The 13004-nt window shown below is 72.6% G+C and carries 9 protein-coding genes; 4 read left to right on the top strand and 5 right to left on the bottom strand.

The window, feature by feature from the left end; translation table 11 throughout:
- Positions 1–49: 49 nt before the first annotated feature.
- Together WDW90_RS10390 and WDW90_RS10395 are read left to right on the top strand one after the other, a co-directional pair.
- Positions 50–1093, top strand: coding sequence for a sensor histidine kinase (locus tag WDW90_RS10390; RefSeq protein WP_336487306.1), 1044 nt, complete (start codon positions 50–52; stop codon positions 1091–1093).
- Positions 1094–1172: 79 nt separating this feature from the next.
- Positions 1173–1595, top strand: coding sequence for a SufE family protein (locus WDW90_RS10395; protein ID WP_336487307.1), 423 nt, complete (start codon positions 1173–1175; stop codon positions 1593–1595).
- A 7-nt stretch (positions 1596–1602) separates the two neighbouring features.
- On the opposite strand, the gene WDW90_RS10400 is transcribed toward WDW90_RS10395, so the two are convergent.
- The 3 genes from WDW90_RS10400 to WDW90_RS10410 all read right to left on the bottom strand — a co-directional run bounded on the left by WDW90_RS10400 (position 1603) and on the right by WDW90_RS10410 (position 3346).
- Positions 1603–2454: a DUF6456 domain-containing protein gene (locus WDW90_RS10400; protein WP_336487308.1), complete on the bottom strand. Its 852-nt coding sequence runs from the start codon at positions 2452–2454 to the stop codon at positions 1603–1605.
- A 98-nt stretch (positions 2455–2552) separates the two neighbouring features.
- Positions 2553–2750: a hypothetical protein gene (locus WDW90_RS10405; protein WP_336487309.1), complete on the bottom strand. Its 198-nt coding sequence runs from the start codon at positions 2748–2750 to the stop codon at positions 2553–2555.
- 161 nt (positions 2751–2911) lie between these two features.
- Complete coding sequence (locus WDW90_RS10410) at positions 2912–3346, bottom strand: Ros/MucR family transcriptional regulator (protein ID WP_336487310.1); 435 nt, start codon at positions 3344–3346, stop codon at positions 2912–2914.
- A 475-nt stretch (positions 3347–3821) separates the two neighbouring features.
- On the opposite strand from WDW90_RS10410, the gene WDW90_RS10415 reads away from it, so the two are divergent.
- The gene (locus WDW90_RS10415; RefSeq protein WP_336487311.1) at positions 3822–5975 is read left to right on the top strand and encodes a S9 family peptidase; all 2154 of its coding nucleotides are present in this window, start codon (positions 3822–3824) and stop codon (positions 5973–5975) included.
- 49 nt (positions 5976–6024) lie between these two features.
- Here WDW90_RS10415 and WDW90_RS10420 read toward each other — a convergent pair whose 3' ends face one another.
- Together WDW90_RS10420 and WDW90_RS10425 are read right to left on the bottom strand one after the other, a co-directional pair.
- Positions 6025–9672, bottom strand: coding sequence for an AsmA family protein (locus WDW90_RS10420; RefSeq protein WP_336487312.1), 3648 nt, complete (start codon positions 9670–9672; stop codon positions 6025–6027).
- Between the two features lie 164 nt (positions 9673–9836).
- Positions 9837–10073: a hypothetical protein gene (locus tag WDW90_RS10425; protein ID WP_336487313.1), complete on the bottom strand. Its 237-nt coding sequence runs from the start codon at positions 10071–10073 to the stop codon at positions 9837–9839.
- A gap of 125 nt (positions 10074–10198) precedes the next feature.
- Between WDW90_RS10425 and WDW90_RS10430 the strand changes: the two genes are divergently transcribed.
- Complete coding sequence (locus WDW90_RS10430; protein WP_336487314.1) at positions 10199–12577, top strand: ATP-dependent helicase; 2379 nt, start codon at positions 10199–10201, stop codon at positions 12575–12577.
- Positions 12578–13004 lie beyond the last annotated feature (427 nt).

The following is a 13004-nucleotide window of genomic DNA, read 5'->3' on the forward strand; positions in this document are numbered from 1 at the left end:
GCCTGCATTGCGCACATCAGCCAGGAGCAACGGGCGAATCGGGAGCATCATGGCAGCGGACACACCATCGAACGGGCCGGCACCGGGCCGCTTGGAGGTCGGCGATGCCTTCCGGCGCTTCGCCGACTTCGTGCCGCTGATGATGTGGCGGGCCGGTCCGAACGGGCAGGCGGTCCACCACAACGAGTGCTGGCTCGAATTCACCGGGCGCTCCGCCGAGGAGGAGATCGGCGATGGCTGGCGCCGCGGGCTGCACCCGGACGATTTCGAGCGCCACGCCGCCCTCGTCTCCGAGGCCTTCGCGGCGCGCAAGCCCTTCACGGTGGAGTTCCGGCTGCGCCGGCACGACGGCGCCTATCGCTGGCTCCTCGAGACCGGGCGGCCGCTCGAGGAGGACGGGTGCTTCCACGGCTATCTCGGCTCCTGCTTCGACATCACCGACCGCAAGCACGCCGAGGAGCATATCGAGAAGGCGCTCTCCGAGAAGGAGGCCCTGCTGGCGGAGGTCTATCACCGGGTCCGCAACAACCTGCAGGTCATGGTGAGCCTGATCGGCCTCTACGGCCGGGCCGCGCCGGAACTCTGCCGGGGCAGCTTCGAGGCTCTGGGCCAGCGGGTCCGGGCGATCGCGCTGGTGCAGCAGCACCTGCACGAGGCGCCCCACATCGCCTCGATCGACCTGCGCGACTATCTCCACCGCCTCGCCTCGGGCCTCGGCCAGCTCCGCCGCGCCGGCCGGATCGGCGTGACGGTGAGCGGGCGCGGCACCGGCTTCGTCGAGCCGCGCACCGCCAACGCCCTCGGGATGATCGTGGCCGAGATCGTCGCCGAATGCCTCGATGCCACGGCCGAGAACGTCGCCTGCACCATCGCCATCGAGATCGATGCGGGGGCGGGCGCGCCCGTGCGGCTCGCCATCGTCTCGGGCGCCGGCGAGGCGGCCGAGCCCGGCCGGCCGAACGTGCCGAAGCTCGGGCCGCGCCTGATCGCGGCCTACGCGGCGCAGGCCGAGATCGCGGTCCGCGGCACCGCCACCGCCGAAGACCCGCTCGAGCTGCAGCTTCCCGAGACGCGGGCGGTCGGCCAGGGCTGAGGGCCGATTCGCATCGGCCGCCCGGCCCGCCTATATGCTGGGGCGACCCGCAAGACGCTTCCCCGACCGACCGGCTGCCATGCTTCCCCCGATCAACACCATCATCGAGAATTTCGAGTTCATCGAGGACTGGGAGGAGCGCTACCGCTACGTGATCGAGCTCGGCCGCGCCCTGCCGCCGCTGCCGGACGAGCTGCACAGCGAGGCCAACAAGGTCCAGGGCTGCGCCAGCCAGGTCTGGCTCGACCTCGGCCTCGACCGCTCGGAGGGGGAGCCGCGGCTCCGGCTGCGCGGCGACAGCGACGCCCATATCGTGCGCGGCCTCGTCGCCCTGATGATCGCGCTGTTCGACGGCAAGACCCCCAGGGAGGCCGCCGGCACCGACGCCTTCGCGCTCTACGCCAAGCTCGGCCTCGCCGAGCACCTCACGCCGCAGCGCTCGAACGGCGTGCGCGCCATGGCCGACCGGATCCACCGCGACGCCGTGCGGCTCGCGGCCTGATCCCGGCTCACGCCCGCCAGAGCCGGGGGCGGGCGCGCGCCGGCCCCACCGCCTCGCGCTCCAGGCCGTAATGCTCGGCGAGCCGCCCGAGCGCGATGCGGGCCACGACCTTGGCCGAGCGGGCCGGCCAGTGCCGCTCCGCCTCGATCCGCTCCAGCCCCTTGAGATGGCCGCAGAGGTCGAGGAGCAGGCCCGACAGGTCGCAGCCGACGGCGTCGAGCGCCGCGCGCACCCGCTGGCGGGCGGCGATGATCGCGTCGGAGGCCGCGGCAGGATCGCGCGGGCCGCCGCCGTCGACGCGCGGCGCCCCCCAATCCGCGCCCATCCGGGGCAGCATCCGGGCGGCCGTCATGTCGCGGCGCAGCCGCTCGCCGGCCTCGTAGGAGGCCGCGTCGAGGAGCGGCGCCCCGTCGCGCCCGCGCCGCCGCGCCATCCAGGCGAGCGGGCTCTCGGAGGCGTCGCGCAGGCGGCGCCCGCCGCCGGGTACCTCCTCCTCCACGAGATCGAGGTGCTGGGCGAGGTAGGCCGCCTCGCCCCCGCCCGCTTCCCGGCGCAGGCGCGCCCGGCCGGCCGGGCCGATGGTGAGGCGGCCGCGCGGGCCCGGCTCCCGCTCGGCGAGGTCGGCCGCCACGAGCCGCTCGCCGGCCGCCGCCGGGAAGCGGCCGGCCCCGATCGAGACCCCCGCACCGCCGCTGCGTACGATCAGGCTGCCGGCCTCGATCGGGTCGGGAAAGGCGAAGGCGTTCTCGCCCGAGAGCGCCGCCAGGAGCCGGGCCGCCTCGGGCGGGATCGCGGCCTCGGCGGCGGAGGCCCGGGCGAGCGGCGGGCGCGCGGAGCCGGTCTTGCGCTGTATGTTCATGTTTTGTTCCATGATACGCGTCACAGGTTGCGCATGGAACCTCAGGTAACGGAAAAATATCCTAGTTCAAGACTTGACGCCGTTTTCCCTGGGGAGCGTCACGCTGACGGAGGCCGGGTGGGCGGGTGCTTCAGCACCTCCTCGATCTCCTCCTCGGACTTGCCGCGCACCGCGTAGCCGAGCCCTTCCAGCTTCGCGATCAGGGGGGCGCTGTCGGCGGCCGTGCGCGCGGCCCACTCGGCCAGCACCGCGTTCGTGCGGGCCAGCGCCTCGGAGGGCGTCTCGGGCTCGGTCATGCGGCCTCCGGCATTCCCGGCCCCGCCGAGCCGGGGCGGGAGCCTGTCTGCATAATGGCGCGGACGGGCGTCCGTTCCGGGCCGCCCCGCTCCGGCGGGCGCGACGAGGCCCGGGACCGCCGCGCGGACGGTCCCGGGCCTCGCGATGGGCGCCGCCGCGGTCAGGCCGCCGCGTCGTAGTTTCCGGTGCGGGTCTGGCCGAGGCCGATCGCCTTGGCGAGGTCCGAGCGGGCTTTGGCGTAGTTCGGGGCGACCATCGGATAATCCGCCGGCAGGCCCCACTTGGCCCGATATTGCTCGGGGCTGAGATCGTACTTGGCGCGCAGGTGCCGCTTCAGCGACTTGAAGGTGCGTCCATCCTCGAGACAGACGATGTGGTCGCGCGTGATCGACTTCCTGATCGGGACGGCCGGCTGCATCGGCGCGGGCGCGGCCTTCGCCTCCGGCTGGCCGCTGGCGACCTGCACCAGGGCGCCGTGGATGCGGGCGATGAGCTGGGCCAACTCACCCGGGGGGACGGGATTGTTGCTGACATAGGCCGAGACGATGTCCGCGGCGAGTTCGACGTAATCGACCGCTTTCTCTGCTTCGTTCATGATTGGAACATTTCCTTTGACACGCTGCGGGCGCTGAATGTGCGGCAGATTGCGCGCGCTGCGCCGTGACCGCGTTCGTGTCATGCGCAACGCTCGACCAGAATCCGCTTGCCTGCCCGCCAATGCTCTTCGAACTGTGACGGCCCCTCCCGTCACGACATCTCTCTAGGGTATTTAGAATGCACCCGCAAGACAGGTCGGGTCTGTACGGATACGTGAATTCAACTTTCTTGCACAATATTTCAATTTGACAGAATAGCGAACCCGTAAAGCGGGCAACTGCTCTGACAAGAAGCGACCGCCGGTTGCGCCCGCGCCCGGCCGCGGCGGCGGGCGGGGATGCGGATTTGCGGGCCTTCTCCGGCTTCCCGCCCATTCCGGCATCTGCGCCTTGCCGATCGGGCGCCCGCGCGGCACATGCACGCCGAACGCGGTTCTCCCGAACCGCCCTCCTGTGCTCGAATGGATCCCGGCGATGGCGTCTGACCGCTCCCCCCTGACCGCTCGAACCGAGGCGCCGGCCGCCGAGAAGCGGCCGCACGCCTACACGGTGCACGGCCGGACGCTCACCGATGATTATGCCTGGCTCAAGGCGGAGAACTGGCGCGACGTGCTGAAGGATCCCGCAGCCCTGCCGGCCGACATCATGGCGCATCTCAAGGCCGAGAATGCCTACGCGGAGGAAACCCTGTCGCCGGTGTCGGGGCTGCGCACGTCCCTCGTCGCCGAGATGCGGGGGCGCATCCGCGAGGACGAGAGCGGCGTGCCCGAGCCGGACGGTCCCTTCGCCTACTACACCCGCCACCGCGAGGGCGGGCAGCATCCCCTGGTCTGCCGGCGGCCGCGCAACCTCATGGTCCTCACCGGCCTGGACTCGGACAGGATCGCGGACGAACGCCCGGAGGCCGGCGAGACCATCCTGCTCGACGGGGACCGCGAGGGCGAGGGCCTGCCGTTCTTCGAGCTCGCCGCCGCGGTCCACGCGGACGACCACGCGCGGCTCGCATGGAGCGCCGACACGAAGGGCTCCGAACTCTACGCGATCCGGGTGCGCGACCTCGCCACCGGCGCCGACCTCGACGATCTCGTCGAGGCCACTTCGGGCGAGGTGGTCTGGGCCGCGGACGGGGCAGCCTTCTACTACGTGGCGGTCGACGTCAATCACCGCCCGGCCCGGGTCATGCGGCACGTCGTCGGCACCCCTCAGGCGGACGACACCGCGCTGTACGAGGAGCAGGATTCGGGCTTCTTCGTCCATATCGGCACGACCCAGTCGAAGACCTTCCTGACGGTCACGGCGAGCGACCACGAGACCTCGGAGATCTTTCTGCTCGACCGCACCCTGCCGGGCGCGGAGCTGCGCGTGGTCGAGCCGCGCACGCCGCTCCTGATCTACTCGGTGGAGCATTGGGGCCAGCACCTCTTCATCCTCACGAACGCGGACGGCGCCGAGGACTTCAAGATCGTCACGACGCGCCTCGACGCGCCGGGCCGGGCGAACTGGCGCGATCTCATCCCGCACCGGGCCGGCGTGATGATCCGCCACCAGCACGTCATCGCCGAGCACCTCGTGCGCCTCGAGATCGAGAACGCGCGGCCCCGCATCATCGTGCGCGACATGCAGGGCGCGGAGCACGCAGTCGCCTTCGCGGAGGAGGCCTACTCGCTCGGCCTCCAGCCCGGCCACGAATTCGAGACGGCGGTGATCCGCTTCGTCTATTCCTCGATGACGACACCGGCTGAGACCTACGACTACGATTGCGTCACGCGGGCCCGGCAACTGCGCAAGCGCCAGGCGGTGCCGAGCGGGCACGACCCGGCGGCCTACGTCACGCGGCGCCTGTTCGCCGCCGCCCCGGACGGGGAGAGCGTGCCGATCTCGCTTCTGCACCGCCGTGATCTCGCCCTCGACGGCACGGCGCCGCTCCTCCTCTACGGATACGGCTCCTACGGCACGCTGATGCCGGCCGCCTTCCGCACGAACCTGCTCTCGCTCGTCGACCGCGGCTTCGTCTACGCCATCGCGCATGTGCGGGGTGGCACCGAGAAGGGCTGGCGCTGGTACCTTGACGGCAAGCGCGAGAAGAAGCCCAACACCTTCACGGATTTCGTCGCCTGCGCGCGCGCCCTGATCGGCGCGAACTACACCGCCGAAGGGCGCATCGTGGCGCATGGCGGCAGCGCCGGCGGCATGCTGATGGGGGCGGCGGCGAACCTCGCGCCGGACCTGTTCGCCGGCATCATCGCGGACGTGCCCTTCGTCGACGTGCTCAACACGATGCTCGACGGCGACCTGCCCCTGACGCCGCCCGAATGGCCCGAATGGGGCAATCCCGGCGAGAGCGAGGCGGCCTTCGAGACGATCCTGTCCTACTCGCCCTACGACAACGTCGCGGCCAAGCCCTACCCGCCGATCCTGGCGCTCGGCGGCCTGACCGACCCGCGGGTGACCTACTGGGAGCCGGCGAAATGGGTGGCGCGGCTGCGCGCCACCATGACGGGTGGCGGTCCGATCCTGATGCGGATCAACATGGAGGCCGGACATGGCGGCGCCGCCGGGCGCTTCGACCGGCTGGAGGAAGTCGGGCTGATCTACGCTTTCGCGCTCCTGGCGGTGGGCAAGGCCTGAAACGGTCGAACGCCGACGGATCACGTCGCGATGCCGGTTCCGGGCGCGCTCAGGGCTGGGCCGAGGGCGGCCGAATCTCCAGGGGACGGCTCTCCGGAGACGTGGTCTCCGGCTCGCTGCGGGCGCGCCGCGCGGCCTCCTCGGCCTCGCGGGCCCGGGTCTGGCGCGCATTCTCCTCGGCGGCCGCCTGCTGCGCCCGCGCCCGCGCCTGCCGGGCGGCTTCCTCGGCCGCCGCCTTCTCCGCGGCGGCCTTCTCGGCGGCCGCCCTCTCGGCCGCGGCCTTGAGCGCCGCGGTACGGGCCTTGTCCATCTCGACCCGGGCGCGGCGGCGCTGCCGCTCGACCTGATCCGCCTCGAGAAGCTCGATCTTCTCCAATTCCCGCTGGAGCACCACGGCCGCGAGGCCGTTCGTCAGGGCACCCGCATCGACGCTGCGCTCCGGCGCCGCGAGCGCGCCCGAGAAGCCGAGCTGAACGCTCGGCGTGCCGCCCGTCCAGCCCTTCGGGGCGCCGCCGCCCGTCAGCGTGCCGCGCGCGTCGAGGCGCCCGGCGCGGAAATCGTAGCCGAGGGTGCCGCTCCAGCGCGCCGGGCCGAGATCGAGCTCGATCGGGCCCGCCCGCAGGCTGCCGCCCACGATGGTGGCGGGAGCGCCGGCAGGGGCGGAGGCCCGCGCGGGCCCAGCCGCGAATTCTTCCGAAACGAGGGTCTGGAGGCGGCCCTCCCGCAGCGGGTCGTCCTCGCCGAGCGCCCGTGCCAGCGCCCGGCTCAGGGCGGACGGGTCGGCGCGGGGTAGCGTGAGGCCGGCGAGCCTGATCTCGCCGCTGCCCGCGAGGTTGGCGACGAGCGCGGCTGGGCTGTCGCCGGCGCCGCCGAACCGCAGGGCGGCGGTCAGTCTGCCCTGGATCGGGCCGCCATCCGCCAGCAGCGGGATCGCGGCGTCGCTGATCGTGCCCTCGCCGGAGAGGCTCGCGTCCTTCCCCCGGCGGGCGAGGGTGGCGGTGCCGGCGATCCGGCCGCCCGCCAGATTGCCCGCGAGGTCGCGCAGGGTGAGCGCTCCGTCGGCGAGGCCGAGCCTGAACGCGGTGGCGCTCGCCGTGAGCCCGCGCCCGAGTTCGAGGGTGCCGACGCGCAGATCAAGATCGAGGCGCGGCTGGTTCGCCGGGGCGGAGGCGAAACGCGTCCCCGACCAGCCTCCGTCGGGCGTGGCCTCCGCCCCGCGCGGGGAAGGAGGCACCACGAGGGCGGCCGCCACCTGCGGCAGGGAGAGGCGGCCGAGCGTGGCGCTGCCGCTCACCGCGCCGTCGGGCGACCGGGCGAGCGTCGCCTCGATGCTGCCCCCCGCGACCTCGCCCGTCAGCCTGGCCCCGGCGTCGGTGCCGGAGCGCGACAGGCCGATCGCGAGATTCGCCGGCCAGGCACCCGGGAGCGGCGCCGTGCCGAGCAGCGCCAGGAAGGGGCCGAGATCGGGCGTCTCCGCCCGGATCGCGCCCGATGAGGGCGGCTCCCCGTCGGTGGCGACGCGGATGGGCTCGTCCGTCGCGAGCTTGAGCCCGGCCACGATGCCGCTTGCCGAGAGGGCGAGGCCGGCCGCGGCCGAATCCGCTCCCGCCTGCTTCCGCGCGCCCGCGATCGTGAGGCTCGCCGGCTGGCGCAGGCCCGCGATGTCGTCGCGCCCGAACCAGATGCCGGCGCGCGGCGTCGCGATCGTGAGGTCGAGGCCCTCCACGTGCCCGGCGCGGCTGAGGAGCGACACGTCGAGGCTGCCGCCCGCGGCCGTCCCCTTCGCGGCGGTGCGCAGGACGTCCGCCTCGCCCGCGTTCCGCTCCAGGCTCACGCCGAGGTCGAGGGCGCCCGTGCGCAGGAAGGCCGGGATCAGCCGGGCCTCCGCCACCCAGACCCGGTCGAGGAGGGCGAGAAGCGGCGCCGCGACCGGGGCCGTGACCCGGCCGCTGATCCGGCCGGCGCCGTCCCGGTCGATCCGGCCCGACAGCTTCGCGTTGGCGCCCGCGAGGTCGGTGACGTCGAGGCTGTCGACGACGAGGCTGGTTCCGTCGGACTGGATGCTCGCCGCGATGGTCCCGTTGCCGGAATGCGCGCCCGCCGGCCCGTAGCGGACGTCGCGCGCCTTGAGGGTGAGACCGAGATCCTGGCCGTGCAGGCTCGCGAGCGCGGTGCTGAAGGAGGGGAGCGCCGCGATGTCGATGCCGCGCGCCGCGATCTGCGCGTCGAAGCGCCCGCGCCCGCCCCTGTCCGGCCCCGTGTAGCGGGCATTGCCGGTGATGCGCGCCTCGCCGAGGCTGAGGCGAAGGTTGCGCACGGAAAAGTCGGGCGAGGCCGCCGAGACGTCGGCGCTCACCTCGACGGGGCGGCCATCGAGGATGCTGATCCAGGGTCCCTCGAGCCCGAGCCTGCGCAGGTAGCGACCGAGGCCGTCGGAGGCCGGCGCCGCGAGGGAGACCTCGCCAGTGAAGCGGGGGCCGGGCTCGGTGTCGATCTCGCCGCTGCCCGCGAGGCTTGCCGCCCCAGGCGCCTGCGCGCGGAACCGGCGCAGCAGGAAGCCGCCGGTCCGGTCGAGGGTACCGCCGAGCTTCAGGTTCGACCAATCCTCGAGGCCCAGAGCGACGCTCTCGACGGCGAGATCGAGGTCGAGCATCACGGGAAGGCCGATGCTGCCCTTGGCGAGCCCCCTCGGCACGCCGCGCGCGACGAGCGCCCGGCCCGCCGTCGACAGCAGGAAGGCGTCGAGATCGACCCGGCGTGCCTCGAGGTTCAGTCCGGCGCGCCAGTTGCGCAGGTCGATCTGGCCGGTCCCGGCGAGCCGGATCGCCTGGCCGCCCGGGTCGATCTCGGCGTTGACGCCCTCGAAGCGGGCGATCGGCCCCCGGGCCTTGAACTTGCCGCCGAGGGCGAAGGGCAGGTAGGCGCCCGCCGCCTGGGTCGGCGGGCCGACGACGAGCCGGGCCGAGCCCTCCGATTCGGGCACGAGCGCGCGGGTCTGGCCCGGCTGCGCCGCGGCGGGATCGAGCGGCACCAGAGCGATGCGCGCATCCGCCTCGAAGCGGGGCTGCGTGTCGCCGCCGCCCGAGAGCTTGACGCTCACGCTGCCGTCCTGAGCCGGTTCCCCGCTGGCGAACCGGAAGGGGACGCCCCCGCTCGTCCCCTCGACCCGCCAGGGTCCCGCGAGGCTCGGCGCCTGCAGGCGCAGGTTCTCCGCGCCGACCTGGTCGGTGCGCCCGGTCGCGGGCACGAGGGTCGTCAGCAGGAATTGCTGGATGCGCAGGTCCTCGATCGCGAGATCGCGCCCGCGCAGGGTCTCCGAGAGATCCGGCGGCAGCAGGATCGCGTCGCCCTCGGTGACCGGCAGCCGCACCTCGGCACGGCCGATCCGGGTCTCGGTGAAGCGGAACTCGCCCTTCAGGAGCGGCGTCAGGGCGATCTCGGCCTTGACGAAGCGCGCGTCGAGGGCGGGCTTGCCCGGCTCGTCGCCGAGGCGGAGCCGGTCGACGCGCAGGCGCGGAGAGGGCAGGAGGCGCACCTCGATGCGGCCCTCGCTTCGGACGGGCAGGTTCAGGGAGCGGCTGATCGCCCGGTCGACGGCGGCGCGCTGCCCCTGCCAGTCGATGAAGGGCGGGACGGCGAGCGCCGCGACGAGGATCAGGATGACGGCGCCCGCGAGCGCGGTCAGGATGTCACGCACCGTGTTGGTTCCGCCTCACGCCCCGTGCTCCGGGGTGGATTCCGCGGGTGCACGATGCCGCGTCCGGCGCCCGCAGGCTGGCCGACCCGTGCCCCCGGATCGGACATAGCATAGCGGAGCCGGGCTTCGCGCCCAATCCGCCCCGATCCGCCCGGTGCGTCGGCTCAGCGCCGCGGCACGACGGTCGGGCCGGGAGCCGGGTTCGGCTGGAACAGTTCGTTGCGCTGGTTCTGCATGCGCAGCTGGTTCTGCTGGGTGGTCTGCTGCTGGCGCATCTCGCGCATCTGGCTCTGCTGCGACAGGGAGTTGTTCATGCTGTTGATGTTCCCGCCCTGGACCCCCTGGGCGAGGGCGGGGAAGCTCGCCAGCAGGGCGAGGGCGGCGATCGGCACGAGGCGCATGGCGGGTCTCATCTCTCGGCGGTTCGCAGAGAGGACGCCTCGGGGGCCCCGCAGGTTCCGGCCCGCGACGGTACCGCGCGGCCCAGGCCTCGACGCCGTTCGCGTTTTGGTCCAGTGAGGGCCGCATGCAGAAGCCCTCCGATGCGGCGGCGACGCCCGGACCCGACGGGGGCGCCCAGCGCGCCCAGACCTCGCTCGCCGCCCGCGCCATGGCGGGACTGAAGCCGAGCGCCGCCGCCTACCTCGAGGGGCTGAACCCCGAGCAGCGCCGCGCCGTCGAGACGACGGACGGGCCGGTCCTCGTGCTCGCGGGCGCGGGCACTGGCAAGACGCGGGTGCTGACGACCCGGATCGCCCACCTGATCGCCACTGCCAAGGCGCGGCCCTTCGACATCCTGGCGGTGACCTTCACGAACAAGGCCGCGCGCGAAATGAAGGCGCGCATCGGCGGTCTGATCGGCCCGGCGGGCGAAGGCATGCCCTGGCTCGGCACCTTCCACGCCATCGGCACCAAGATCCTGCGCCGGCACGCCGAGCTTGTCGGGCTGAGATCGGATTTCACGATCCTCGGCACCGACGACCAGCTCCGCCTGATGAAGCAGGTCATCGCCGACCAGAACATCGACGAGAAGCGCTGGCCGGCGCGCGCGCTCGGCCATGCCATCGACGGCTGGAAGAACCGGGGCCTCTCGCCCGAGCAGGTGCCGCCCGGCGAGGCCGGCGCCTTCGCGTTCGGCAAGGGCGGCGCCCTCTACAGTGCCTATCAGGCGCGTCTGGCGACCCTGAACGCCGTCGATTTCGGCGACCTCCTGCTCCTCTGCCTCAAACTCTGGCGCGAGAACGGGGACGTGCTGGAAAACTATCAGGGCCGCTTCCGCTACATCCTCGTCGACGAGTACCAGGACACCAACGTCGCCCAGTACCTCTGGCTGCGGCTCCTGGCGCAGGGCCACCGCAACGTCGCCTGCGTAGGCGACGACGACCAGTCGATCTACGGCTGGCGGGGCGCCGAGGTCGACAACATCCTGCGCTTCGAGCACGATTTCCCGGGCGCGGCCGTCATCCGCCTGGAGCGCAACTACCGCTCGACCGGCCACATCCTCGCCGCCGCCTCCGGCCTCATCGCCCGGAACGAGGGCCGCCTCGGCAAGACCCTGCGCACCGAGGACGTGGCGGGCGAGCGGGTGACGGTCACCGGCGCCTGGGATTCGGAGGAGGAGGCGCGGCTTCTCGCCGAGTCGATCGAATCGCTCCAGGCCAAGGGCCACCCCCTCTCGGAGATCGCCGTGCTGGTCAGGATCTCGGCGCAGATGCGCGAGATCGAGGATCGCTTCGTCCAGCTCGGCCTGCCCTACCGGGTGATCGGCGGGCCGCGCTTCTACGAGCGGGCCGAGATCCGCGACGCGCTGGCGTATCTGCGCATCACCGCGAATCCCGCCGACGACCTCGCCTTCGAGCGCATCATCAACACGCCGAAGCGGGGCCTCGGCGACGCGACGCTCCAGCAGCTCCATGCCTACGCGCGGGCCGAGCGGGTGCCGCTGCTGCTGGCCGCCCGCAAGCTGATCGAGACCGACGAGCTGAAGCCGCGCGTGCGCTCGACGCTGCGCGCCCTTGTCGAGAGTTTTTCGCGTTGGGCGCGGTCGGTCGAGACGATGCCGCATTCCGAGGTCGCCCAGACGATCCTGGAGGAATCCGGCTACACCGAGATGTGGCAGAAGGACCGCTCGGCCGATGCCGCGGGGCGGCTCGAGAACCTCAAGGAGTTCGTCCGCTCCATGGAGGAGTTCCCCGACCTCGCGGGCTTCCTGGAGCACGTCGCCCTCGTCATGGACGCGAGCGAGGCTGAGGGAGCCGAGCGCGTCAGCCTGATGACGCTGCACGCGGCCAAGGGACTCGAGTTCGACACCGTGTTCCTGCCGGGCTGGGAGGACGGCCTGTTCCCGAACCAGCGCGCTCTCGACGAGAGCGGCCGCGCCGGGCTCGAGGAGGAGCGGCGCCTCGCCCATGTCGGCCTGACCCGGGCGCGCAAGCGCGCCAAGCTGTCCTTCGCCGTCAACCGGCGGATCCACGGGCTGTGGTCGTCGACGATTCCCTCCCGCTTCATCGACGAATTGCCGGAGGCGAGCGTCGACGTGGTGGAGGCGCCCGCGCATTTCGCCGCCGGCGCCTCGCGCTTCGATCGCAATCCGGCGCCCTTCGGCTCCTCCTACGCGACGCCCGGCTGGCAGCGGGCGCAGGCGAATACGGCCGCCTCCGGCCGCGCCTTCGGGCCGGGCACGGGCGGGCGCGGCGGGCAGCGTTCCGGCGGGCCGCGCCAGATCGAGGGCGAGCTGATCGCCAAGTCGACGGGCAGCCCCTCCGCCTTCTCGGGCGGCATGCGCGTCTTCCACACCAAGTTCGGTCCCGGCACGGTGGCGGGCGTCGACGGCAACAAGCTCACCGTTGACTTCGACAAGGCCGGCCGCAAGATGGTTCTCGACAGCTTCATCCAACCAGGGTGAGGCGTCCCGCCGGCCAAGCCCGGACTTCGGGGGCGGCAGGGCCGTCGGCATCGCCTGAACCAGGCGAGCAAGGGCTGAGGTCGTGCAGGATGCCGTGCCATCCCGACTGCCGCACGCGCTCACATCGCGCCTGAGCCCATCCCGTCTCGATCGCACGCTCCGTGGCCGATCGGCCGCACCGCCCGGCCCGCGGAGTCATGCCGCCGTCGTCTGGCTGTGGGCATGGTGCGGGCATTGCATGCGTCAGATCAGCTCCGCGCGCCTACCATCACCACGGGCGCTCTCCACAGACTTTGCGCGGCGCGGTGGAACCTGCGCGCCCGCTTGCGATTGGCTTGGTAACTCGAGGAGCGACGCAGCAATACAGGTTTCGTGAAAAAGCGCATTGGCAAGTCCAGGTTGGCAAGTCCAAGTGGAGTGTTGATCG

The sequence above is a fragment of the Methylobacterium nigriterrae genome, assembly GCF_037106235.1.
GTDB classification, from domain to species: domain Bacteria; phylum Pseudomonadota; class Alphaproteobacteria; order Rhizobiales; family Beijerinckiaceae; genus Methylobacterium; species Methylobacterium nigriterrae.